The sequence below is a fragment of the Actinomyces oris genome, from assembly GCF_001553935.1.
GTDB lineage: Bacteria > Actinomycetota > Actinomycetes > Actinomycetales > Actinomycetaceae > Actinomyces > Actinomyces oris_A.
Map to the genome: position 1 here is coordinate 1,693,610 of NZ_CP014232.1, position 23,369 is coordinate 1,716,978.

18 protein-coding genes are annotated in these 23,369 nt (G+C 69.5%); 15 read left to right on the forward strand and 3 right to left on the reverse strand.

Annotated features, from left to right (window positions below; all coding sequences use genetic code 11):
- Nucleotides 1–585 precede the first annotated feature (585 nt).
- The 7 genes from AXE84_RS06885 (at nucleotide 586) to ppdK (ending at nucleotide 11,121) form a co-directional block, all read left to right on the forward strand.
- A complete protein-coding gene (locus AXE84_RS06885) occupies nucleotides 586–2,034 on the forward strand; it encodes a hypothetical protein (RefSeq protein ID WP_060957340.1) in 1,449 nt (482 codons plus the stop codon).
- Nucleotides 2,031–4,547 (forward strand): GT4 family glycosyltransferase PelF, encoded by a 2,517-nt coding sequence (gene pelF, locus AXE84_RS06890; RefSeq protein ID WP_060957341.1) that lies wholly within the window; start codon nucleotides 2,031–2,033, stop codon nucleotides 4,545–4,547. Before AXE84_RS06885 ends, pelF begins: the two co-directional genes overlap by 4 nt.
- The gene (locus AXE84_RS06895; RefSeq protein ID WP_060957342.1) at nucleotides 4,544–5,653 is read left to right on the forward strand and encodes a putative glycoside hydrolase; all 1,110 of its coding nucleotides are present in this window, start codon (nucleotides 4,544–4,546) and stop codon (nucleotides 5,651–5,653) included. The genes pelF and AXE84_RS06895 overlap by 4 nt, the downstream gene beginning before the upstream one ends.
- A gap of 202 nt (nucleotides 5,654–5,855) precedes the next feature.
- Nucleotides 5,856–7,268, forward strand: a complete 1,413-nt coding sequence (locus tag AXE84_RS06900; RefSeq protein ID WP_060957343.1) for an MFS transporter — start codon at nucleotides 5,856–5,858, stop codon at nucleotides 7,266–7,268.
- 36 nt (nucleotides 7,269–7,304) lie between these two features.
- On the forward strand, nucleotides 7,305–7,751 hold the full coding sequence (locus AXE84_RS06905) for a universal stress protein (RefSeq protein ID WP_060957344.1): 447 nt from the start codon (nucleotides 7,305–7,307) through the stop codon (nucleotides 7,749–7,751).
- Nucleotides 7,752–8,150: 399 nt separating this feature from the next.
- Nucleotides 8,151–8,276, forward strand: a complete 126-nt coding sequence (locus tag AXE84_RS13410; RefSeq protein ID WP_255304779.1) for a hypothetical protein — start codon at nucleotides 8,151–8,153, stop codon at nucleotides 8,274–8,276.
- A gap of 139 nt (nucleotides 8,277–8,415) precedes the next feature.
- Nucleotides 8,416–11,121, forward strand: a complete 2,706-nt coding sequence (gene ppdK / locus AXE84_RS06910) for a pyruvate, phosphate dikinase (RefSeq protein WP_060957345.1) — start codon at nucleotides 8,416–8,418, stop codon at nucleotides 11,119–11,121.
- Nucleotides 11,122–11,187: 66 nt separating this feature from the next.
- On the opposite strand, the gene AXE84_RS06915 is transcribed toward ppdK, so the two are convergent.
- Both AXE84_RS06915 and AXE84_RS06920 read right to left on the reverse strand, forming a co-directional pair.
- Nucleotides 11,188–12,627: an alpha/beta hydrolase gene (locus tag AXE84_RS06915; protein WP_060957346.1), complete on the reverse strand. Its 1,440-nt coding sequence runs from the start codon at nucleotides 12,625–12,627 to the stop codon at nucleotides 11,188–11,190.
- The gene (locus AXE84_RS06920) at nucleotides 12,620–15,178 is read right to left on the reverse strand and encodes a bifunctional lysylphosphatidylglycerol flippase/synthetase MprF (protein ID WP_060957347.1); all 2,559 of its coding nucleotides are present in this window, start codon (nucleotides 15,176–15,178) and stop codon (nucleotides 12,620–12,622) included. The genes AXE84_RS06915 and AXE84_RS06920 overlap by 8 nt, the downstream gene beginning before the upstream one ends.
- A 411-nt stretch (nucleotides 15,179–15,589) precedes the next feature.
- On the opposite strand from AXE84_RS06920, the gene AXE84_RS06925 reads away from it, so the two are divergent.
- Nucleotides 15,590–17,656: a hypothetical protein gene (locus tag AXE84_RS06925; protein WP_060957348.1), complete on the forward strand. Its 2,067-nt coding sequence runs from the start codon at nucleotides 15,590–15,592 to the stop codon at nucleotides 17,654–17,656.
- 37 nt (nucleotides 17,657–17,693) lie between these two features.
- On the opposite strand, the gene AXE84_RS06930 is transcribed toward AXE84_RS06925, so the two are convergent.
- The gene (locus AXE84_RS06930) at nucleotides 17,694–18,764 is read right to left on the reverse strand and encodes an alpha/beta hydrolase (protein ID WP_060957349.1); all 1,071 of its coding nucleotides are present in this window, start codon (nucleotides 18,762–18,764) and stop codon (nucleotides 17,694–17,696) included.
- A 147-nt stretch (nucleotides 18,765–18,911) separates the two neighbouring features.
- Between AXE84_RS06930 and AXE84_RS13415 the strand changes: the two genes are divergently transcribed.
- From AXE84_RS13415 to AXE84_RS06960, 7 genes are all read left to right on the forward strand, one after another.
- Nucleotides 18,912–19,037 (forward strand): hypothetical protein, encoded by a 126-nt coding sequence (locus AXE84_RS13415; RefSeq protein ID WP_257721694.1) that lies wholly within the window; start codon nucleotides 18,912–18,914, stop codon nucleotides 19,035–19,037.
- A gap of 86 nt (nucleotides 19,038–19,123) precedes the next feature.
- Complete coding sequence (locus tag AXE84_RS06935; RefSeq protein WP_010613968.1) at nucleotides 19,124–19,405, forward strand: type II toxin-antitoxin system RelE/ParE family toxin; 282 nt, start codon at nucleotides 19,124–19,126, stop codon at nucleotides 19,403–19,405.
- Between the two features lie 43 nt (nucleotides 19,406–19,448).
- Nucleotides 19,449–19,703, forward strand: coding sequence for a HigA family addiction module antitoxin (locus AXE84_RS06940; RefSeq protein ID WP_236750008.1), 255 nt, complete (start codon nucleotides 19,449–19,451; stop codon nucleotides 19,701–19,703).
- A gap of 58 nt (nucleotides 19,704–19,761) precedes the next feature.
- The gene (locus AXE84_RS06945) at nucleotides 19,762–21,195 is read left to right on the forward strand and encodes a dihydrolipoyl dehydrogenase family protein (RefSeq protein ID WP_236750009.1); all 1,434 of its coding nucleotides are present in this window, start codon (nucleotides 19,762–19,764) and stop codon (nucleotides 21,193–21,195) included.
- A 107-nt stretch (nucleotides 21,196–21,302) separates the two neighbouring features.
- Nucleotides 21,303–21,752 carry an RpiB/LacA/LacB family sugar-phosphate isomerase gene (locus AXE84_RS06950; RefSeq protein WP_060957352.1) on the forward strand — a complete coding sequence of 150 codons (450 nt, stop codon included), beginning with the start codon at nucleotides 21,303–21,305 and terminating at the stop codon, nucleotides 21,750–21,752.
- Nucleotides 21,753–21,920: 168 nt separating this feature from the next.
- Nucleotides 21,921–22,745 carry a class I SAM-dependent methyltransferase gene (locus AXE84_RS06955; RefSeq protein ID WP_060957353.1) on the forward strand — a complete coding sequence of 275 codons (825 nt, stop codon included), beginning with the start codon at nucleotides 21,921–21,923 and terminating at the stop codon, nucleotides 22,743–22,745.
- Between the two features lie 54 nt (nucleotides 22,746–22,799).
- Nucleotides 22,800–23,249, forward strand: coding sequence for an RpiB/LacA/LacB family sugar-phosphate isomerase (locus AXE84_RS06960; RefSeq protein WP_060957354.1), 450 nt, complete (start codon nucleotides 22,800–22,802; stop codon nucleotides 23,247–23,249).
- Nucleotides 23,250–23,369: the final 120 nt, after the last annotated feature.

Sequence of the window (23,369 nt, forward strand, 5' to 3'; positions counted from 1 at the left end):
CTCGCCGGGTCCCGCCCGGTCCAGTTCCCTTATCAGTTCCATACGATGGGCCGCAACCCCACTGGGGTTGCGGCCCATCGTCGTCGCCGCGCATGGGAGCCCTCAGACTGCAAGACGCGTTGGCACGAACCTCGGGGGAGGTGGTGGGGCTGCCTTGCCCCTGTGCTCATTTTTCCAGGTGGAGACCATGATCGTGGGCGCACGAGATTACGGGGTGTGATTTATGGTTGTGAATATGTACGGGTCGCGAGCTCGACGTCGCCGCGGAGCGGACGCATGAAAAGTGAATGAAATCTGAGTGAATCAAGGGAATGTTCTGAGAGTTTGGCTTGGCCGTCTCATGTCTGTCCTCTGCCGGATACAGTGGAGTGACGATCCGTCGAAAGTCGTCCCTCGGACATGGTCGATCGGTGTCGTCACCCGCCTCGCGCGGGGCCGTCTCAACCGTCATCGCCCCTACTCGTCCTCACTGTCCGTACCTGTCCGCCCTCATTCAGACTGCCGCGACACTCCTCGATCGCGGCGCCGGAATGTCCGGCTCGGATCGCCCGTGCGTGCTCACGCATTCTTGGTGCCGCTACTCCCATGACCCAACTCAGATACGAACCGCGACATTTCCACCAGCATCGTTTTCCGCGTCTGCGAACCGCTAACGCTACTGCGACCCTGGGCGTCCTCGGCGTGGTGGCGGCGGTGCTGCCCTGGGTCGGCTGGCCGAAGCAGGGCACCGTCGGCGTTCTGGTCCTCACGGTCCTCATCGGCCTGGGGCTGGTCACGGCGCCGCCCACCCGGGCCCTCAAGCGCGGCGGCATCGCCCCGGGCGCCCGCTGGCACTGGGGTGCGGCCATGCTCCTGGGCATGTCCCCGGCGATCCTGCTGGGCTTGAGCTTCCCCGTCGTCTCCCAGAAGATGGCCGCCAGCACGGTGAGCGGCACGGGCCTGCCGGTCATCGTCCTGAGCGTGTCAGTGGCGGTGCCCTGGCTCAGTCAGATCATCGGTACCCCCGTCTACCGGCTCCTGGGCGACTCCATCGGCCGCGGCCCGCGGGCGGTCCTGGAGCGCTACTGCTCCATCTGGCCGGCCCTATTCCTGTGGGCGCTCCTGCCCACGGCGCTGGAAATCCTCGTCGTGGCCGCCGTGACCGGCTGGAACCTGCACGTCCTGGGCGTCCACACCGCCCTGCTCCTCCTGCACGTCGTCTTCGTCCAGTCACTCATCGTCGCCGACGTCGCCGGGCGCCGCCGCCTGTGGTCAGTGGGCTGGCTCTGCTACGCCGTCGCGCTCGTCGCCGAGCCCACCTGGTGGTACCTGCCCCCGCTGGTGGGAACCCTCAGCCAGCTCCTGTCCATGGGGCGCTCTCTGGGAAAGATCCTGCGGCCCCGCGGGGTCGCCACCGGCATCCTCGTGCAGGACATGCTGCGCGGTGCGATCCTGGGCGGAGTGCTGTGGTCGGACAAGTTCTTCCTCTTCCTGGGCGCCGGTCGCGACTTCGACGTGGCGCTGGTCTACCTGTGCCTCCAGCCCGCCGTCGTCGCCTACTGCTACTACTTCGCGGTCACCGCACCCCGGGTCAACACCGAGATCGCCCTGTTCCAGACGGTTCTCAAGCGTGAAGGCATGGCCAGCCTGCGCGAGCGCGGACGCACGCTGCGTCGGCTGCTGGACGCCAGCCTCATCCGCGCCTGCATCGTGGGGGCCGCCGGCGTCATCGTCGTCGTGTGCTCCATGGCGCTCATGTCCACCGAGCAGGTCCCGCTGGTCCTCGAGGTGTGCCTCGCTTCGACCCTGTTCACGGTGCTGACGCTCCTGAGCTACGAGATCGACCACATCGGCGACTCGACCACCGCCCTGCTCCTGTCCGGCATCCACGTGGCGATCGCCGCGGCCGTGCTGCTCAAGGTGGCCGACGCCGCCGCCTACCTGCCGCTGGCCGGCGTCGACCTGCTGCTGTGCGCGCTGGGGCTGCTGCTCTACCGCAAGCGGTGGGCCGCACCCGAGTACTCCTTCTTCTGGGGAAAGGCCATGTCCTGGTGAGCTCGTCATCCTCCTTCCGTGCCCGCCTGGAGAGCCTTCCGCTGCGATACTCGGCTCCCGCTGGCGGCTACGCCCCGATGCCCAGCCCCGACGACGCCCCCGGCATCGGCGACCGGGGCGAGGAGACCGGCCCCAGGATCAAGGTCGGCCCCGACGGCTACGGCGTCGTCGTCACCACCGGCGGTGCCCCGAGTGGGCCCTCGGCCGCCAGTCCCTCCGTCGGCTCGGCCACCCCCTCCGCTGCCACGCCACCCACGGCTTCGTCCGGCATGCCGGCCGCCACTGAGTCGGCCTCCACTCCGGCGGTTCCGGCCGCACCGATCTACGGCGTCGTCCAGACCCCGGCGCCGGCCGGCTATGGCGTGGTCCAGCCCCGCCCCAAGAGCCCGGAGCCGACCTCCCCGCAGAGCCCCGACGCCCTGGACGCCCCGATCTTCGGTGCGGTGAGCTCGGCCGCGCCGGCTGCGTCGGGCGCCTCGGCCCCCTCGCCGGTGGAGCCGGCCACCCCCCGCTCCGCCGCCTCGCCGACCCCCGATGACGCCGATACCCCGGGCACCTCTGGTACCCCTGACGCCTCGGCCTCCGAGGCCGCCGCGGCCGGAGCGCCCTCTGAGCCCTCTGACTCCTCTGAGCCTTCCGTGCCCCCGGTGCTCGGCGAGCCCTCGGCCCCCGCCGAGCCGGCCCCGCGGGAGCCGGTCGGGCCCGCGCCCCAGCAGCCCCAGCAGACTCCCGCCCCCACCGCCATCGCCTGGGAGTCCGTGGCCTCGGCCGCCTCCCACGCCGCCGCGATCCCCCTGTCCCAGCAGGCCGCCCAGGAGGAGGCCGAGGACGAGGAGGCCCCCGCCGGCGCGGCCGAGCTGCTCCCGCCCCCCGAGGAGCCGGAGCCCGAGCCCGATGAGCAGGTCCTGCCCGACGGCGTCCCCGAGGACGGCGTCTACGTGGACGTCGATGTCGCCATCGTCATGGAGTCCACCTACCCCTACCTCAAGGGCGGGGTCTCCGCGGTGGTCCACGACATCATCACCGGCAACCCGGACCTCACCTTCGGGATCATCCACATCACCTGGGACTCCCACTCGCCGCTCAAGGACCTCTACGGCATGCCGGACAACGTCGCCTGGGTGAAGGTCCTCTACCTGTCCATGGAGGAGCACCAGGAGGACTTCCTGCGCGCCCGCCCGCGCGACCTGCGCATGAACCGCCGCCAGCGCCGCGAGCTGTCCCGGCGCATCCTGGGCGCGATGCTCTCCCTGGCTCAGGACGGCCAGACCGAGCCGCTGTGGGACCTCATCAGCGAGGGCCTGAGCGCCTCGCGCCGCTACCCGGTCTGGGCGATCCTGGGCACGCGCGAGTTCATGGAGGCCTACCACGACATGATGCCGGACCTGGGGATGTCGATGACCGACATCTTCTGGTGCCTGCGTGACTTCTTCTCCCTGGCCTACGCGGTCCTGGCCGAGCCGGTCCCGCGCGCCCAGGTCTACCACGCCCACACCACCGGCTACGCCATGCTGCTGGGCGTCAACGCCGCCCGCGAGCACGGCACCAAGGTGCTGCTGACCGAGCACAACCTCTACGTGCGCGATACCGTCAACACCCTCCTGGAACGCCGGCTGGACCTCAACGTCAGGCTCACCGACTACCGCACCTTCGACGTCACCGGCCGCGAGCGCATGTGGATGGCCTGGTGGCTGGAGATGGGGCGCCTGTGCTACCCCTACGCCTACGCCTCCACCTACCTCTACCCTCGGGCCATCACCGAGGCCAATGAGCTCGGCGGCGACGCCGGGCGCGCCATCGTCATCCCCAACGGCATCGTCACCTCGGAGTTCGACGCCTCCTACGCCGCGCGCCTGGCCGCCATCGAGGAGATCAAGAAGGAGGGCGCGGACAAGCACCTGTGGAAGCTGGTGTACATCGCCCGCGTCGTGCCCATCAAGGGGCTGCTGGACATGATCGACTCGGTGCGCCTCATGGTGGACCGGGGCCTGAACATCCACCTCGACGTGTGCGGGCCCACCGAGCACATGCCCTCCTACTTCGAGCAGTGCCTGACCCGCATCGTCGAGCAGGGCCTGGAGAGCGTCATCACCATCCGCGGCACCGTCAAGGTCCGTGAGCTCCTGCCCGAGTTCGACCTGTTCGTCCTGCCCAGCTACAACGAGGGCCTGCCGGTCGTCTCCCTGGAGACCATGGGGGCCGGCATCCCCACGGTGAGCACCGACGTCGGCGCCGTGCGCTCGGTCGTCGAGGACATGATCGTCACCGACGACGGACAGACCTGGGACCCCTGCGGCATCATCATCGAGCCCGGCGACCCCACCGTCATGGCGGACAAGGTCCAGGAGGTCATCAGCGACGTCGATCTCTACGAGCGTCTGAGCCTCAACGCCCGTGGCCGCGTGGAGGCGGCCTACGACCTGGTCAAGGTCAACGCCTCCTACAACACGATCTACCGTCAGGGCGGCGCCGGTGAGCAGGCCGGCGCCCGCGCCGACCAAGGAGGAGCATGAGGAGCAGCACCGGCGGCGTCGGAGCCTGGATCCGTTACGGCAACCCGCTCGAGCCCGGGGAGCTGGACTTCGCCATCGCGCACTACCGGGCGGCGATCCTCCAGCCCTGGGAGACCGAGGCGGCCGCCCGCCTCAAGGAGGCGCGACCGGACATGACGGTCCTGGCCTACCGGTGCCTGTCCTCCACGCGAGACTTCGAGCCGGACTCCATGCGCGCCTCCGGGCTGTCCTACCGCGAGGCCCGACGCCGCGGCTGGCTCGCCAGGCGTGACAACGGCGACCTGGTCGAGTGGAACACCTACCCCGGCCACTTCCAGGCCCGCGTGTGGGACCCCGACTACCGCGCCCGCTGGGTGGAGGAGGTCTGCCAGGCCACCGCTGAGACGGCCTTCGACGGCGTCATGGCGGACAACGACGTCTTCGACGACTACTACGGCCTGGACCTCCCCCTGGACGGAATCGCCGACACCGCCGCCCTGCGCGCCGAGCTGAACATCTTCGTGGACCAGGCCGGTGCCGGCCTCAACGGCGTCGGCAAGATCCTCATCCCCAACGTGGCCGAGGCCCGCCGGGAACCCGGCCGCTGGGAGCGCCACTCGGCCTGGGGTGGTGGCTTCGACGAGTGCTGGCTGGGCTGGGGGGACCATCACCTCTTCGATGAGGCCACGGCCCTGGCCCAGATTCACGAGCTGCGAGGGCCGGGCCTGTCCATCGTGCGCACGCCCGACGGCGGGGGCGGCGGCTCCATGTCCGGTGCCCGCACGTCCCCCGGCCTCTACGGGCTGGCGGCCTTCTGGGTCTTCGGGGGAGGGGAGGGCGCCTACACGGCCACCGGTCACGACGACTACTCGCGCACTCCCTGGTTCCCCGCCCTCGACGCCGACCTGGGGCGCCCGCTGGGACGGCCCCGGAGGACCTCGGGCGCCTGGGTGCGCGAGTTCGAGGGCGGAGTGGCCGCCGTCGCGCTCGGCGAGGAGGGAGGCGGCACCGTGCGTCTCCCGGCGGGCCTCAGGTCACCGGGGCCCACCGGGGACCCGGACGGTGAGGCGCTGGCTCTGGAGGTGCGCCTCAGCGCGCATCGTGGGATGATTGCCCTGCGTGCCTGAGTCATGACCCGGTCCGGCTCGTGCGAGATCCGATAATGGGACTAAAGACCTGTCAAACGTTAGTCATGTTGGGTGGATCATTGACCTGCTTGACTTCCTGAGATCCTCGCCGTCCCGTACAGCGTTCTCTCGGGCAGGAAGTGCGGCGTCCGTCTCGGGCGGCGTTGACAGAGTTCCACAGGGCCCAGGACAAGGATGACCTATGGCACAGACTTCCCAGAATAGCGCGGCGGACATCGCGCACAAGCCCATGATGAGCACTGCTCAGATCCTGCTGATGAACGTCGGATTCTTCGGCATCCAGTACTCCTTCGGCATGCAGCAGAACATCATGTCGCCCATTTACCAGTTCCTCGGCGCTCAGCCCGACGAGCTGCCCATCCTCAACCTGGCCGGACCCGTCACCGGTCTGCTCATCCAGCCGCTCATCGGGGCGCTCTCGGACCGGACCTGGAGCGAGAAGTGGGGACGCCGTAAGCCCTTCTTCCTGATCGGGGCCGTCGGCTGCTCCATCTTCCTGTTCCTCATGCCCTTCGTCACCGCCGTGTGGATGGCGGTGCTGTGCCTGTGGCTGCTGGACGCCTCGAACAACACGGCCATGGAGCCCTACCGGGCCTTCATCGGCGACCGCGTGCCCGACAAGCAGCTCGCCAAGGGCTTCCTCGCCCAGTCCCTGTTCATCGGCGCCGGCTCGGCCCTGGCTGGCGGCACCCTCGCCGTCCTGGAGAAGATCCTGAAGGGCGCCACCGCCGCGGGCATCCCCTACTGGGTGTTCGGGGCCTTCATGGTGGGCTCGGTGTGCTCCATCGGCTCCGTGCTCATCTCGGTGCTCTCCACCAAGGAGCTGCCGCCCACGCCGGAGGGCTTGGTCGAGCTCGAGCGCAAGAAGCGGGAGGAGGGCCCCTTCGGCTTCCTCAAGGACATCGGCGTCGCCATCGTCGAGATGCCCCGCGGCCTGAAGAAGATGGCCCTGGTCTACCTCTTCCAGTGGTACGCCATGAACGTCTTCTGGCAGTACCTGGGCCTCATGTGCGCCGTCACCTACTTCGGCGTGAACCTGTCCGACCCGGGGTACGCCAAGACCGAGGCCTTCAACGACGCCTCCGGCTTCGCCACCGGGCTCATGGTCGCCTACTACGTCTCCTGCACGGTCGTCGCCCTCTTCCTGGCGCGACTGTCCAACCGCATCGGCCCCAAGCACGTCCACACCGCGGCGCTGTTCCTCGCCGCCGTCTGCCTGGTCCTGCTCACCCGCATCGGCGGCCCCGACAACACGACGGTCCTCTACCTGCCGATGATCGGCATTGGTGTGGCCTGGGCCTCAATCGTGGGCATACCCTACGTTATGGCCACCGAGATGATCCGCAAGGAGCGCCGAGGCGTCTACATGGGCGTCATCAACATGATGATCGTCGTCCCCCAGCTCCTTCAGACCCTCACCTTCGGTCCCATTTACAAGCACCTGCTCGGCAACCACCCTGTCAACGCCATGCTCTTCGTCGCAGTCTTCCTCGTCATCGCCGGCCTGCTCATCGAGTGGATCGACACCGACAAGGACGCCGACCCGAGGGTGCGCGCCGCCGCCATCGCCGCCACCAAGACTGCCGTCGCCTGATCGGGCGCATATGCGCCACATGAAAGGATGACACTTGTGACCTACAACACCATTGTTGCCGCAGTCGGCAATCTTGAGGAGAACACCCACGTCATCGATCGCGCCTGCGAGATGGCGCGACTGTGTGACGCCACCCTTCTCCTCGTGGCCGGCTACGACCCCGTCTCGCCCCGGGACAAGGCTCGCATCAACGAGTTTGCCCCCGTCGCCGATGTGCGGGTCGGGCTCACCGAGGACCAGGCCTACGCCGTCGTCGAGAAAGCGCGCGACATCGCAGTCGAGCGCGGCGTCGGCCTCGCCCAGGGCGTCGTCGTCGAGGGCACGGCGGTCGATGCCGTCACCCTCGTCACCTTGGAGACCGAGGCGGACCTCGTCATCGTCGGATCCAAAGGCGTCGATTCGCTGTTCGGCCGCATCTTCGGAGCCGTCTCCGTCCAGGTGCTCCGCAAGTCGAAGTGCGACGTCCTCGTCGTCGTTCCCTAGTCGCCGGATAGACGTCGGACGCACGCGTCGGATCCTGCGCGATCGGACCGGCGGCGGATGCCCGCCACGCGGAAGTGTGGCGGGCATCCGCCGCTATGTTTTGAGGTTCTTCGTGTGTGAGGGCGTGGTCGGGGTGAGCGGGTGCCGGTGGTTCGGCGTCTCGGGGTACGTGGTCGTACCCGGCGGCGCGCGGTCGTACCCGGCGGCGCGCGGTCGTACTTTAGAGGGGCTCTAAGGTACGACCGCGCGGTTTTACGTACGACCGGGTGGGATCGCGTACGACCACGTACCCCGAGACCCCGACGAGGAAAGCCCCGCACAACCCCATCCCCACGACACGAAGAACCCGTTTTGAGCAGTTGTCGTAACTCCTGTGATACGTGGGGCCGGGCTGGGCGCATGGTGGCGCTGCGTCTGCCCGGGTGGCCCCGCGCCCCGACCCGCTCCGGGGCGCCCGACGGTGAGTCCCTGTCCACCCGCATCACCCTGCCGGGACACACCGGCCTGCTGGCGCTGCGCCCTTAAGCCCCGAGGCCGGCCGGCGCAGCCCTGTTCGCGGCTGGATGAGTCACCTGCAACATGGGACCGAAGTCACATAGAGTGCTTCGCGTGCGCCTGCGCGTGCACGGAGTCCCTAGTTCCACAAGAACCGAAAGAGGCAAGGATGCCCAAGTACGTGTACCGCTTCAGCGAGGGTGACAAGGACCAGAAGGATCTCCTGGGAGGCAAGGGAGCGAACCTGGCGGAGATGACCCGGCTGGATCTCCCCGTTCCCCCCGGCTTCACCATCACCACCGACGCCTGTCGCGCCTACCTGGCCAGCGGCGAGGTCCCCGAGGAGCTCTCGGTTCAGGTCACCACCGCTCTGCGTGGAGTCGAGGAGGAGCTGGGGCGCGAGCTCGGCGCCGCCGAGGATCCCCTGCTCGTCTCGGTGCGAAGCGGCGCCAAGTTCTCCATGCCCGGCATGATGGAGACCGTCCTCAACATCGGCCTCAACGACGTCTCCGTCCAGGGCCTGGCCGCCGCCAGCTCCGACGAGCGCTTCGCCTGGGACTCCTACCGCCGCCTCATCCAGATGTTCGGCAAGACCGTCCTGGACATCGACGGCGACCACTTCTCCGACGCCCTGGACGCCAAGAAGGACGCGCGGGGCGTCTCCATGGACTATGAGCTCCCCGTGGACGCCCTCCAGGAGCTGGTCGAGGAGTACAAGGCCATCGTCAAGGAGCACGCCGGCATCGACTTCCCGCAGGATCCCCGCTCCCAGCTGGACATGGCCACCGAGGCCGTCTTCCGCTCCTGGAACACGGAGCGCGCCCACATCTACCGCCGCCGCGAGAAGATCCCGCACGACCTGGGCACCGCGGTCAACGTGTGCACCATGGTGTTCGGCAACATGGGGGAGACCTCGGGCACCGGCGTGTGCTTCACCCGCGACCCCTCCACCGGGCGCACCGGTGTCTACGGCGACTACCTGGTCAACGCCCAGGGCGAGGACGTCGTCGCCGGTATCCGCAACACCCTGTCCCTGGCCGACCTCGAGCGCCTGGACAAGGCCTCCTACGACGAGCTGCGCTCCATCATGCGCCGCCTGGAGACCCACTACCGCGACCTGTGCGACATCGAGTTCACCATCGAGCGCGGCAAGCTGTGGATGCTCCAGACCCGCGTGGGCAAGCGCACCGCCGCGGCCGCCTTCCGTGTGGCCACCCAGCTCGTCGACGAAAAGCTCATCACCATGGACGAGGCCCTCACGCGCGTCTCCGGCGAGCAGCTCACCCAGCTGATGTTCCCCCAGTTCGACGACGACTCCAGCCGCGACCTGCTCACCCGCGCCATGGCCGCCTCCCCGGGCGCCGCCGTGGGCTACATCGCCTTCGACAACGACGAGGCCGTCTCCCGTGCCGAGAAGGGCGACTCCGTCATCCTCGTGCGCCGCGAGACCAACCCCGACGACCTGCCCGGCATGGTCGCGGCTGCCGGCGTGCTCACGGCCCGCGGCGGCAAGACCAGTCACGCCGCCGTCGTCGCCCGCGGCATGGGCAAGACCTGCGTGTGCGGTGCCGAGGCCCTCGAGGTCGACTCCGCCGCCAAGACCCTGCGCATCGCGGGACGCGAGGAAGTCCTCACCAGTGAGGACATCATCGCCATCGACGGCACCACCGGCGAGGTCTTCCTCGGTGAGGTCGGCGTCGTCGACTCCCCGGTCATGACCTACCTGCGTCGCGGCCTGGACGAGGCGCTCAAGGCGGCCGGAGACGAGGACACCCGCGAGCTCGTCACCGCCGTGGACCGCCTCATGCGCCACGCCGATGCGGTCCGCCGCCTTCAGGTGCGCGCCAACGCCGACACCCCCGACGACGCCCGCCACGCCATCCACCGCGGCGCCCAGGGCGTGGGGCTGTGCCGCACCGAGCACATGTTCCTGGGCGAGCGCAAGCAGTTCGTCCAGAACCTCATCCTGGCCTCCTCCGACGCCGAGCGCGAGGCCGCCCTGGCCGCCCTCCTGCCGCTGCAGAAGGGCGACTTCATCCAGATGTTCGAGACGATGAACGGCAAGCCCATGACGGTGCGCCTCATCGACCCGCCGCTGCACGAGTTCCTGCCGGACCTGACCGAGCTGAGCGTCAAGGTGGCCGTCGACCGCGAGCGCGGCGAGCTGGACCCGGCCGACGAGGAGCTCCTGGCCGTGGTGCGCAAGAGCCACGAGGCCAACCCGATGCTCGGCCTGCGCGGGGTCCGCCTGCTGCTGACCATGCCGGGCCTCATCGAGCTCCAGGTGCGCGCCATCGCCGAGGCCGCCGTCGAGCGCCTCAAGGCCGGCGGCGACCCGCACCCCGAGATCATGATCCCGCTCATCGGATCGGTGCGTGAGCTCCAGCTGGCGCGCGAGCGCGTGGAGCACGTGCTGCAGGAGGTCTCCCAGGCCTCCGGCTACGCCCTCGACTTCCCGGTGGGCTGCATGATCGAGCTGCCGCGTGCTGCCGTCACCGCCGCCCACGTCGCCGAGGAGGCCGACTTCTTCTCCTTCGGCACCAACGACCTGACCCAGACCACCTGGGGCTTCTCACGCGACGACGTCGAGGGCTCCTTCGTGGGCCGCTACATCGACGACGGCATCTTCGGGGTCTCCCCCTTCGAGACCATCGACGCCGACGGCGTGGGCGGCATGGTGCGCCTGGGCGTCGAGGGCGGCCGCTCCACCAAGCCGACGATGAAGATGGGTGTGTGCGGCGAGCACGGCGGAGACCCCGAGTCCATCGGCTTCTTCCACCGGGTCGGCCTGAACTACGTCTCCTGCTCGCCCTTCCGGGTGCCGGTGGCCCGCCTGGAGGCCGGGCGCGCGGCCGTCGCGGACAAGGCTGAGTAACCGGGTAACCGGAGAGCCGAGTAACGCGGCTCGCGGACCAACAGCGCCGTGGGGGTCGGGCTGGGATCAGGAGGCCGGCGACGGCGAGGCGATACCCAGGCGCCCGCCCAGCCAATCGAGCTGGTCGGCCAGCGCCGGCCCCCACACGGCCCAGGTGTGGGCGCCGTCGTACTGGCGGGTGCTCACCGTCATCCCGGCCCTCGTGGCGGCCTCGGCCAGAACGGGCACGGCCCCGCGGTAGCTGGTGTCCTGGCGGCCCACCGACACGATGCCGGCGATGCCGTTGTAGCGGCCAGGTGGGGCGGAGGACATCAGGGAGAGCGGGTCGTTGGCCTCGTAGGCGGCACGGTCCCCTCCGAAGCCCTGGGAGATGGTGCGCTCCACGCTGCCCAGCGAGGGGTGCTCCTCGGCACTGATCGCCAGGAAGGTGCGGTAGACGCCCGGTGAGCGGGTGACGACCTGCATCGCGCAGGTGCCCCCGTTGGACAGGCCGGCCACCGCCCAGTGGGCTGGGTCGTCGTCGACCTGCAGGTTCGCCCGGATCCAGGCCGGGACGTCCTTGTCCAGGTAGGTGGCCACCTTGCCGCCCGCCTTCGTGTCGGAGCACAGGGGATTGGCGTACGGGCTGCCCAGGAGGTCGGCGACGACGACTACCGGGGCCAGACCGTGGTGGTTGGCCGCGTAGGCGTCCATCGTGTCCTTCAGGTTTCCCAGCTCGAACCAGTCCGACGGGCTTCCCGGCTGCCCGGTGAGCAGGACCAGGACCGGCAGGGCCGGGCGCTGAGAGCCCAGGTAGGCCGGCGGCAGGTAGATGAAGGCCCCCCGCGGTGTGAAGCCCTTCGTTCCGGACTGGTCGCCGGCCGGGATGTCGGCGGTGACCGCCTCGCCGCGGGCGGGCATGTCCGACGGCGGCCTCCAGGTCTCCTCCAGCGTCCCTTTTCCGCGCACGGGTGCCGGAGACCGGGCCGCGGCGCCCTGCAGACGGCTGAGTGGCGTGGTCGCCACCCCATAGCCCAGGACCGATGCCAGGGTGGGGTAGGAGGCGAAGAAGGTGTTGATGGCCAGCAGGGAGGAGGCCACCACGGTCACGAGGCTGGAGGCGGACTCCGTGGCGCGCACCAGGCGGCGGTTACGTGAACGCACCGCCCGCTGACGTCCCTCGGTGCGGTTGCCGGTGACCAGTTGGGCGATGACGAGGCCGATGACGCCCACCCAGGTCCACACGAACCAGCCGACACCGTCGGCGACGGGATGCCAGATGACGTCCACGGCCAGCCAAGAGGTCACTGCGCTCACTGCTGCGGCAGCAGGCACGACGAGCTGGCGAGGCCAGGGCAGGTAGCGGGTGCGCCGCCACCACAGCCAGGCGATGACCACCGCGGCCACGACCACGCAGACCGTCCCCATCCACGGCTGAAGGATGTGGACGGCCTTGAGAGCGCCCACGACGCCGCTCGACGCCTGCACGTCGGCGGTGGGCGCGCCAGCACCGCTGATCTCAGTCACGGTTCATCAGCACATGGGCGAAGCGCGCCGTCTGGGAGGGCTTGAGACCGGGCAGGTAGGCCCGGGCGATGGCGATCCCCACCGTGGGCAGGTCCACCAGGTCGGGAACCGCCAGGTACATGGGCACGGAGCGCGGCTTGAACTTGCGCTTGTAGGCGTGCAGGGAGCCGAATCCGTAGGCCGGCTCCAGCACGGAGGCCAAGAGGTTCAGGAGCGGGTCGAAGCGTGAGGAGGAGCCGCCGTCGGCCGGTGCGGAGCGCGACAGCGGCGCCCCGGACAGGGACAGGATCTCCAGGCCCTCGGCCTGGGCGTCCTGGGCGGCGCGCCCGATGAGGTACTCCATGACGGGCCGGAAACCGCCCTCGCGGCGCCGCATGAAGTCCAGGGTCAGGCCGATGACGCGCCCATCGCGGTAGACCGGCAGCCAGGAGGTGACGCCCTGGACGGTTCCCTCGGCGTCCACGGCCAGCAGTAGGCGCGTCTCGGCGTCGTCGAGCTCGGCCAGGCCGCCCAGGGTGAAGCCCATCTCTGGCAGCGGCTTGTCGCTGGCCCAGGCCTGGGAGATGGCCCGGATCTGGTCGCGCCGGCCGGCGGGGCAGTCGCGGAAGCTGGTCCACACCGCCTCGACGCCCTCCTTCTTGGCGTGGTTGAGGGCGGTGCGCACGTCCTGGTAGGCCTTGCCGCGGAAGGCCAGGTCCGGTAGGTCCAGGACGGCCTCCTCGGCCACCTGCATGATCGTCCAGCCCATGGCGCGGGCGGCCTCCATCGCCGGGGCGTGCACCGAGTACAGGGCCGGGATGAGTCCGGCGTCGGTGGCGAAGTCGGCGAAGTCGCGCACCGCCTGGGCCACGTCGGCGTCGTCGGCGGCGGGGTCCCCGACTGTCAGGGCGACGTCGCGGCTGGGCCGGTAGGAGAAGCCGGCCGTGCCCGCCTCGTTGACCCAGGCCTCGTTGCCTTGCCAAGTGAGCATCCACCCCAGGGTCCCGGCGCCGCGGCTGCGCACCAGGTCGATGAGCTCCTCGCGGTCGGAGATCCGGGTGCGGGCGGGAGCGGACTGGGCCAGCCACACCCACAGGATCGTCAGGAGCCACACCAGGACCGGCACCCACCCGGTGAGCAGGTGGGCCAGCGGGGTCAGGGGCTCGACGATCAGGCTCATGATGCCGCCGGTGCTGATGGGCAGCAGGTAGGACACGTAGGTCTCCAGCAGGGCGGGCCAGGTCGCGTAGGGGGAGAAGTCGTGAGACATGAGCAATCCCCCGGCGACGGTCAGGACCGCCCCGCCCAGGAGGGTCAGGATCCAGGCGACGACGGCGCGACGAATGACGCCGGGGCGCGAGCCCAGGGTGAAGCGCCTCCTGGTCCACACCACCAGGCTGATGACCACGATGTTGAGCAACAGCGGCACCAGCAGGTGCCCCGAGCGCAGCCAGCTGTGCAGGAGCTGGGTCGTGGTGGGACCTGACGCGGGCATCTGCTCGCCGATCTTCTCCACCAGGGCGAACAGGGCCGCGCACACCCCCAGGAAGATCTGCAGGGCGATGGTGCCGTAGGCCGCTGAACGGCGCCCCCGGCGCAGGCCGTCGGCCAGGACCAGCTGCAGGAACGCCGGCATGCACATCAGAAGCTGCTCGACCGGATAGATGACGGCGTCCTTGGGCAGGATGGCGGGGGTCAGCCCGTAGCGGGCGTCGGCCAGGGGGCCTGCGGCGTTACTCACCACCGCCAGGGCGCAGCTCACGGCCCAGCAGGCCACCAGGAAGGCCACGAGCTCGCGCTCCGAGCGCCGGGGCAGCTCCTGGGAGGGGGCCGTCTGCTGCCCACGCTCCAGGACGACTCCCATGATGAGGCCGATGACCCCTGCTCCCAGGCGGGCCAGGGCGCCCACGGTTCCGGTCACAGCGGCCGAGACGACGAGGACGGCGAAGGTTGCCAAGCGCGTACGCCGTCGCCAGGACGGACGCATGACACTGGTGGAGGCCGCCACCAGGCCGGCGGTGGGCAGGCTGATGCCCTGGATCGGGGCGAGGACGAGGTAGGGGGACCAGGCGTCCCACACGTGGCGGATGAGGGGGTAGAGCGCCTGGGCCAGGACGATGCCTCCGGCGCAGGAGACGACGGCGGTGGCCAGCCACCGTCGAGTGCCCAGGAGCCGCTCCAGCAGCACGCCGACGGACAGCAGCATGAGGCAGCCGGTCACCGGCAGCAGGTGACCGGGGACCGCCCAGGCGGTCAGCAGGGTCCACACCCGCTGGGGCTGGTGGATGTAGGCGGACAGGGCGATCTGCCCCCGGGACCCCCAGGGCAGCAGGACGATCCCGATGACCAGGGTCAGCGCGGCACAGCTGGTCGCAGCCGGCGCCGGGGCCAGCCAGGCGCGCGCGGCCCGCCGGGCTTGACGCGCGTAGACGCTCAGGTGCGAGGGCTCAGACGCAGGAGCGGCCGACGCCGATGACGGTGATGGTGCGGGCGATGAGGTGGAGGAGGGCGCCGGGGAGGGCGCGAGCTCAGGTGCGTCCGGGGGAGTCGTGGTGGATGAGACCGACGGCATGAACGCTCCTCAGGCGGTAGGAGATGGGAGGCTGGTGAGGCGATAGGGGATGGAGGGGCTCCCCGCAGGGAGTCGACCAGCGACATTCTTTCCCACTTCCCGGGCATCCTCATCCACCTCGAGGCGGATGCGACCATGAGACCGGTCTCTCCAAGAATCGGGGATAACCCTAGGAGGTAACCGCGATCTGGCTGTGTTTCCGCGGTTTTCTCCCTGTGTGGGGGCTGATGTGACGGGGGCGCGGCCCACCCGTCGTTGCCGTCATGAGATAGTCTGCCGTGTGCTGGCGGTCGTAACAGGATGGCTGGGCGCTGTGTTCGTGGGTGACTCGACTGAGAGCCGCCCGCGCGCGTGCCCACCTGTGCTGGGGGCCATCGCGGAGCAGGACGACGAGGAAAGGCGGCCCGATCCATGGCCATGTACGAGCTCGACGGCAACCACCTCCTGCCCGTGCGCCTGGGTCGCTCCGCTGACGCCATCACCCTGTCTCACAGTCTGGTCGCCATCCAGCGTCAGATCGTCGATGTCCTGCGCCGTCCACTCTTCCCCCTGTCATGGGAGGAGCTCGAGACCGGGGCGAGCCTGACCGCCCTGGACGCCACCGGTCAGGTCGTCGTCGTCGAGGTCCTGGAGAACGTCGACTCCACGGGGCTGCTGGCCGCCATGTCGCGTCTGACCCAGGCCGCCACCGCGGGCCGCCGTGAGATCGCCAGCAGGTACGCCGGCGGGCTGGGGGCCTTCAGCCAGGACTGGAACGAGTTCCGTGAGGCGATGCCCGCCCAGGTCGAGGCCGGGCCGAGGCTGACGATCCTGAGCGCCTCCCTGGAGCCCGACGTCGTTGGAGGGCTGGGAGTACTGGCCTCCTCCGGGCTGGAGATCCACGAGGTCGACGTGCGTATCGTGGATGAGTCGCGCATCGTCGTCGTGGTGGAGAAGATCTCCGGAATGGACGTGGCCGCCGGTGGGCCGCTGCTCGTGGCCCGCGCCCCCCGGCCGGCCCTGGCCGGTTCCGCTTCCGCCGGCTCGAACGGCTCACGGGCCATTGACGCCACGGAGCAGGCCGAGCACATGAGTCCGGTCACCGGACCCATCGAGATCGTCATGCCCGCCGAGCCGGCGCACACCCCTGAGACCGAGGGCACCGAAGACGCCAGCGCCACCATCCCGGCGGGGGCTTTCGCCGCGACGGGTGCCGCCGATGCGCTCTCCGAGCTGTTCGAGCCGGTGGCCGTCACCGCCGAGCAGCCCCAGGTGCATACCCTCTTCGCCCAGGGCGGGGAGGAGTCCTCACCCGAGGAGCCCGATGAGGCCGGCGCCGCCCCGCCCGCCGGGCAGGCCGCGTCCGAACTGGCTGAGGGGGCTGCGGAAGCCCCGGCCGATGACGCCCACGCACAGGGCCCGGCCCAGGACGCCGCTGACGGCGCCGCTGCAGCCACCAATGAGGGCGCAGCCGATGCTGTCCGCGGCCCCGAGACCGAGCACGAGGCTGATCCCGAGGCCCCTCAGAGCCGGCCCGAGCCGGACCCGGAGCGCCCCGACAGCGCCCCGCAGGCGCCCGCCGCCTCCAAGCCCGAGAACGACTCTGGTGACTCCGACCACCCCGACCATGAGGCCGGTGACCGCGCTGCCGGTGGACACGACGCCGCCGGCAGTGCAGGCAGTGTCGGCAGTGTCGGTCAGGACCTGGCCGACATCCTCAGCGGGGACACCGTGGCCGTTCCCGCCTCCGTCGACCTGGGGGAGGAGCCCTCCGCCGACAATGCCGGCCACCGGGGACGCCCCGACTCCGCCGATGACTCCAATGCCGGGCAGCGGGCCGTCGCCGCCCTGGCCGGAGGCGTGGACATCCTTGGTGGGAGCAGCCTGTCCGGAGGCAGCGGTTCAGCGGCGTCGGCCGGCTCGGCACCTTCCGACGCTCCGCTCGGTCCGGACCGAGCCCCGCAGGCCGGCGAAGCCCCGAGCGAGCCCGGTTCGCGCACCCGCATGGGACGGCGCTCGCGGGCGGCGCACTCCCAGTCCGAGGCATCCTCGGCCGCGCCCGCCGCGCAGGCCTGGTCCACCGTCGCCCCCAACGAGTCCCGCCCGGAGGCGCCCACCGGCGCGGTGCCCCTCGTGTCCTGGGAGCCGCTGCGCGGGTCGGCCGACGGGCTCGACCCGGTGGCCGAGGCACTGGGCGGGGACCCCTCGAAGTCCCTCCTGGTCCAGGAGACCGCGGAGCTGGCGGCCGTGGCGGCCTCGCTGGGCAAACCGACCCAGATCGTCTGGCAGCGGCTGCGCCGAGGCATCTACCACGAGGCGATCCTGTCGATGGAGGGGGTCATCACCCTGTCTGACGGGCGATCCTTCACCGACCCGACGTCGGCCGCCAACGCCGCCCAGGCCGTCACCGACGCCGACGGCTGGCGCGTGTGGCGCGTGGGGGTGCACGGTCCCCACCTGGGGGAACTGCGCGACGACCTGGCCGACCGCAGCTTCTGAAGCCCTGGCCTGAGCCGCCGGCCGTCGTCGGAGCGGATCAGCGCAGCACGTAGGCGGCCATCCAGCGGCGCAGGGCCGAGAAGACCTGCTCTCGCACGGGCGGCTCGGACAGCGTGAGGTCATGGACGCCGCCGGGGAAACGGGCGATGGTCACCAGCTTGCCGAGCATGACGGCGCGGCGGGCGGTGGCGTCGGCGTCGATGATCGTGTCCGCGCTGCGCGACTCCGGAGTCCACGTCACCCCGAGGCGGGTGGAGGCCGCGCCCATGGACAGCACCGGGCAGCGGATGTCCAGGCCCTGGGCGACGCGGTTGTGGCCCTCCATGACGGCCTGGAGCCAGCCCACGCGCACGGGCGCGGAGGGCTTGATCGACCAGGCCGGGTTGATGTCCCAGCCGGTCACGTAGGGATCGTCGGCCCAGGCCGGATTGGGCAGCTCGCCGTCACGCTCGGGCACCCAGCCGTCGGTGATGGAGAAGACGCGCGCCGGGTCGACCCAGCCGTCGAGGATCGACATGCGCGGGTCGCGCAGCGCCAGGGTACGCAGGACCGAGTCGCCGACGGTGCGCACGATCTCGGAGCCCTGGAGCGAGAGCCAGGCGGAGTTCAGAACCAGGGCGCGCAGGGCCCCCGGGTGGCGGTCGGCCCACAGGGAGGCGACGAGCCCACCCGTGGAGTGACCCGACAGGACGAGCTCGGCCTCCCAGCCCTGCTCGGCGCGGATGGCCGACAGGGCCAGGCCCAGGTCCTCGTCGTACTCGGCCAGCGAGGTGCACCAGCCCAGCATCTGGCCCTCGCGCCAGGAGCGGCCGTAGCGGCGCAGGTCCAGGGCGTAGAAGGCCCCGCCCAGGCGGGAGATCTCGCGGGCCAGGTGGGTCTGGAAGAAGTAGTCGTTCCAGCCGTGCAGGTAGAGGTAGATGAAGGTGGGGGTGGTGGGGGTGCCCGGCAGGGCGCCGGGGTCGAGGGCCGGCAGGTGGCGCACCAGGGTGGCGACGGCGCCGTCGTCCTCGTCGTCGGGCAGCAGCTCCAGGGTGCGGGCCTCGAAGCCCGGGCCCAGGAAGTCCGGCCCCCAGGCGTCCACCGGCGCGTGCTCGGTCGTTGCGTTCACGATCCCATGATGGCACCGCTCTCTGGAAGGGGGCGCCGCGACGGAATTCTCACTCACCAACCAAAACTTCAGAAACGACCCGGAGCCGCGTCGTTTCTGAAGTTTCTGTCGAAGTGAGGTGGGTGGGGTGCAGCTGCGGCGGCATCGATGGTGGGAGGGCTCCTCGGTGGGCCGCTGACGAAACGGGCCTCGGCATCGACCCTGACGACCGCCTTCGGCATCCTCCTCCTGGGCGTCTGCACCGTCACCGCCTACGACCTCCTGGCCGCCTGAACGAGTTGTTGGCGCCGCCCCACTGCGTTCGCCTGCCAGGGAGTCGAGCCTGGCCTGTATGACGCCATACGTTATACACTGCAGGTGTGATCAGGTCGTTCGGTAGTAAGGACACTGAGCGGTTGTGGCACCGAGAACGAGTCCCATCGATTGACCCTCGCATACAACGGGTTGCCTTGCGTGAGTTACGTCAGATCGCTTCTGTGCAGTCTGTCGATGAGCTGAGAGTGCCGCCGGGGAACCGACTCGAGGTGCTCAAAGGTGATCGGGCCGGCCAGCACAGCATCAGAGTGAATGACCAGTGGCGGATCTGCTTCGTATGGACTGGCGCTGGAGCGGAGGAGGTTGAGATCGTTGACTACCACTGAAACGAACAGCAAGCACGCCCCTGTTCATCCGGGGGAGGTCCTCATGGAGGACTTCATCGAGGGATTCGGTATCACCCAGAACAAACTGGCTGTTGCTATCGGAGTGCCGCCGAGGCGTATCAATGAGATCGTGCACGGTAAGCGTGCGGTGACTGCGGATACGGCGCTGCGGCTCGGCAAGTACTTCGGGGTATCAGCGCAGTTCTGGTTGAACCTGCAGACCCAGTATGACCTTGACGTGGCGGAGGACCGTCTTTCGATGCAGATCGATGCCATCACTCCTCTGCGAGTGGCCTGAGGTTCGACATGCCGCGCAGGTCGGCCGGCCGGCCAAGATGCGTGGCAGCATCGGTGGCATGAGCAAGGAAACAGTGCCTGAGCAGACCAGCACCTACGATGTCGTCGTGATCGGTGGCGGGCCGGCGGGGGAGAACGTCGCCCAGTACGCCATCAAGGGCACCGACCTGACCGCGGTCCTCGTTGAGGGCGAGCTCCTGGGCGGCGAGTGCTCCTACTACGCCTGCATGCCCAGCAAGGCGTTCCTCGTGCCTATCGAGGTCGCGGCGGCGTCCGCCAACCTCAGCGGCCTGCGCCCGGCCGAACTGTCCGCGCTCGATCTGCTCAAGCGTCGTGACGAGTGGGTTTCCCGCTATGACGACGCTGGCCAGGTGCGTTGGGCCGAGGGTGCCGGTCTCGACGTCGTTCGCGGATGGGCACGCCTCGACGGCGAACGGCGCGTCGCCGTGAGAACCGCTGAGGGGGAGCGGGTCCTTCGCGCCCGCCGCGCTGTCGTTCTCGCCACTGGCGCGCAGCCCGTCATGCCTGCTGCGTTCCAAGGCCTTGAGGCCTGGGACTCGCGTGACGCCACCGGCGTGCAGGAGATCCCGCAGCATCTCATCGTTGTCGGTGGCGGGGTCGTCGCCTGCGAGGCCGCCACGTGGATGTCCGCCCTGGGCTGCGATGTCACCATGCTGGTGCGTGGTCCCCGCCTCCTGTCGGCTGCGGAGTCCTTCGCCTCCCGACTCATCGAGGAGGCTCTCACTGCCCGCGGTGTCACCGTCATGACGGATGCCCGGGTGACTGCCGCCGAGCGGTCCCAGGCCAGTGACACCGGGCTCGGTCGTATCCATGGCGGCTCTGTCACGGTCACCTGTGCCGGTCGAACCATCGAGGCCGATGAGATTCTGGTCGCCACCGGCCGTCGCCCTCTACTGACCGGCATAGGGCTGGAGACCGTCGGCCTGGAGCCCGACGACGTCCTGGCCGGTCGCCTTCCCGACTGGCTCTACGCCGTCGGCGACGCCAGTGGCGAGGCCCAGTTGACCCACATAGGCAAGTACCGAGCACGCGTCATAGGGGAGAGGATCGCCGCCCTTGCGGCTGGCTGCGAGCCCGAACCAGTGCCCGAGAGCATCCCGGTCCCACAAGTCGTCTTCACCGATCCTCAGCTCGCCTCCAGCGGCCTGACCGAGCAGAGGGCCCGGGCCCTCGACCACGACGTCGTCACCGCCCAGGTCGGTTACACCTCGGCTGCTGGAGCTGCCCTCCTGCGCGACGATGCCCACGGTGAGGCCAAGCTCGTCGTCGACCGGCAGACGGGGGCCGTGCTGGGAGCCACCTTCGTGGGCCCTGGTGCGGGTGAGCTCATCCACGCCGCCACCATCGCTATCACTGCGGGCGTCCCCGTCCATCGGCTGCGTCACGCCGTGCCCGCCTACCCCACTGCCAGTGAGATATGGCTGCGCCTCATCGAATCCCTCCCGAGCGAGTTGCTCCACCCGAAGAGGTGATATGCGGCGGCGCCACGTGGCGTCCATGGGAAGCGGATGAGAGGTCTTCAGCGACATCAGCCTGGAGCAGCCTCGCCTTCCGTGACGAGGCCTGAGAGACTTGGCGCATGCGAATCGCCATCGGTGCCCCGGGCAATGGAGCCCTCCTGAAGGACGCTCTTGCGGAACGACTGGCTGAGGACGGGCGTGTGAGCGACGTCCTCGACCTGTCCACGCCGGAGATCACCTACCCGGAGGTCTCCTTCCGGGTCGCCCGGGCAGTCGCCGAGGGGCGGGTTGACCGGGGGCTTCTCGCCTGCGGCACCGGCGTGGGAACGGCCATCGCGGCCAACAAGGTGCCTGGGGTGCGTGCGGCGACCGCGCACGACCTGCTCACCGTGCGCGGCTCGGTGGAGAACTACGACGCCCAGATCCTGTGCATGGGACAGAACGTCATCGCCGCCCCCGCCGCCTGGGCGCTCATCGACATCTGGCTCGACCTGCGCCACGACCCCACCAGCAGCTACGGCCCCAAGGTCGGCGAGATCACCGCCTACGAGGCGCGCCTCCACTCCTGACGGCGGCTCCATCGAGCGGACAGGTGCCCAGGGCACTATCCGCAGTCTCTACGTGCGTGACCCCTGACGGAAACCCATCGAGTCCTTTACCAGCGAGGCCTCCTATGAAGGAGAATGAATGTGATTGTCAGTATCGACATCGGTGGTGCCGTCTCCTAGGATGAGATCATGGTCGGCGCAGGGGTTCAGGAGACTCTCTTCTTCCCGCTTCTGGGGCGGGCTCGTGCTGCGCGAAGCTGGCCGAGCTGCTTTCAGGACTCCTGGTCCGAGCGCCTGGTCTCGATGGTCTCCGCCTTCCGCCCTGGCGTCGAGGACATGGATATGGGCGAGATGCCCGCCGCCGTCTACGCCTTGCGCCACCTTGCCGCCGTGACGGAGATCCGGCGCTACCTGGACACCCACCCCGAAGCCGCCGTCGTCGATCTCGGCTGCGGATTGGATCGTCTCGTTGACGAGGTCGACAACGGTCGGGCGCTGATCTACAACTTGGACTTTCCCGACGTTCTCGAGTCCCGACGCACCTGGGTCGAGCCCCATGAGCGAGAGCGGGAGCTCCCCTTCTCCTTAACCGATCATCGCTGGATGGATGAGGTCGACGCCAGCGGCGGACTGATTGCCGTGGCCTCCGGGGTCTTCTACTTCCTGGAGACCAGCTCAGTTCGAGACCTCGTCAGCGCGATGTCCCACCGCTTTCCCGGCGGCCGTCTGGTCTACGACTCCGAGTCCCCGGAGATGGTCGCGATGAGCGAGCAGGCCGTCCGGGATCGAGGAATCGACGCGGCCCCCATGCCCTTCCGGGTCGCCGACCCCTGCGCCGCACACGCCTGGAGTCCCCGCGTCTCCCAGATCAGGGTGAACTTCGACCTGTCCTCCTACGCCGCCGATCCCTCAGCCCTTCCTGCGCAGGTACTCGAGGGCTGCGCTCAGATGAGGCAGGGTCGGGCTCTCTATGAGGTCATCGCCGATTTTGCCGTCTCAGGGGAACCCTGCTGACTCATTGACCGGGGCATACTCGCCTTCCGTGACGAGGCCTGAGAGACTTGGCGCATGCGAATCGCCATCGGTGCCCCGGGCAATGGAGCCCTCCTGAAGGACGCTCTTGCGGAACGACTGGCTGAGGACGGGCGCGTGAGCGACGTCCTCGACCTGTCCACGCCGGAGATCACCTACCCGGAGGTCTCCTTCCGGGTCGCCCGGGCAGTCGCCGAGGGGCGGGTTGACCGGGGGCTTCTCATCTGCGGCACCGGCGTGGGAACGGCCATCGCGGCCAACAAGGTGCCTGGGGTGCGTGCGGCGACCGCGCACGACCTGCTCACCGTGCGCGGCTCGGTGGAGAACTACGACGCCCAGATCCTGTGCATGGGACAGAACGTCATCGCCGCCCCCGCCGCCTGGGCGCTCATCGACATCTGGCTCGACCTGCGCCACGACCCCACCAGCAGCTACGGCCCCAAGGTCGGCGAGATCACCGCCTACGAGGCGCGCCTCCACTCCTGACGGCGGCTCCATCGAGCGGACAGGTGCCCAGGGCACTATCCGCAGTCTCTACGTGCGTGGCCCCTATCGGAACTTCATCGAGGTCGCTGTCTACGAGAGTGTCTGAGGACCGCCCAGGTA

Excerpts from the sequence above, each read along its gene's own strand:
- AXE84_RS06885 (WP_060957340.1), top strand. The coding sequence starts at position 586 with ATGACCCAACTCAGATACGAACCGCGACATTTCCACCAGCATCGTTTT.
- AXE84_RS06895 (WP_060957342.1), top strand. The coding sequence starts at position 4,544 with ATGAGGAGCAGCACCGGCGGCGTCGGAGCCTGGATCCGTTACGGCAAC.
- AXE84_RS06900 (WP_060957343.1), top strand. The coding sequence starts at position 5,856 with ATGGCACAGACTTCCCAGAATAGCGCGGCGGACATCGCGCACAAGCCC.
- AXE84_RS13410 (WP_255304779.1), top strand. The coding sequence starts at position 8,151 with ATGGTGGCGCTGCGTCTGCCCGGGTGGCCCCGCGCCCCGACCCGCTCC.
- ppdK (WP_060957345.1), top strand. The coding sequence starts at position 8,416 with ATGCCCAAGTACGTGTACCGCTTCAGCGAGGGTGACAAGGACCAGAAG.
- AXE84_RS06920 (WP_060957347.1), bottom strand. The coding sequence starts at position 15,178 with ATGCCGTCGGTCTCATCCACCACGACTCCCCCGGACGCACCTGAGCTC.
- AXE84_RS06925 (WP_060957348.1), top strand. The coding sequence starts at position 15,590 with ATGGCCATGTACGAGCTCGACGGCAACCACCTCCTGCCCGTGCGCCTG.
- AXE84_RS13415 (WP_257721694.1), top strand. The coding sequence starts at position 18,912 with ATGGTGGGAGGGCTCCTCGGTGGGCCGCTGACGAAACGGGCCTCGGCA.
- AXE84_RS06940 (WP_236750008.1), top strand. The coding sequence starts at position 19,449 with ATGGAGGACTTCATCGAGGGATTCGGTATCACCCAGAACAAACTGGCT.
- AXE84_RS06945 (WP_236750009.1), top strand. The coding sequence starts at position 19,762 with ATGAGCAAGGAAACAGTGCCTGAGCAGACCAGCACCTACGATGTCGTC.
- AXE84_RS06950 (WP_060957352.1), top strand. The coding sequence starts at position 21,303 with ATGCGAATCGCCATCGGTGCCCCGGGCAATGGAGCCCTCCTGAAGGAC.
- AXE84_RS06955 (WP_060957353.1), top strand. The coding sequence starts at position 21,921 with ATGGTCGGCGCAGGGGTTCAGGAGACTCTCTTCTTCCCGCTTCTGGGG.
- AXE84_RS06960 (WP_060957354.1), top strand. The coding sequence starts at position 22,800 with ATGCGAATCGCCATCGGTGCCCCGGGCAATGGAGCCCTCCTGAAGGAC.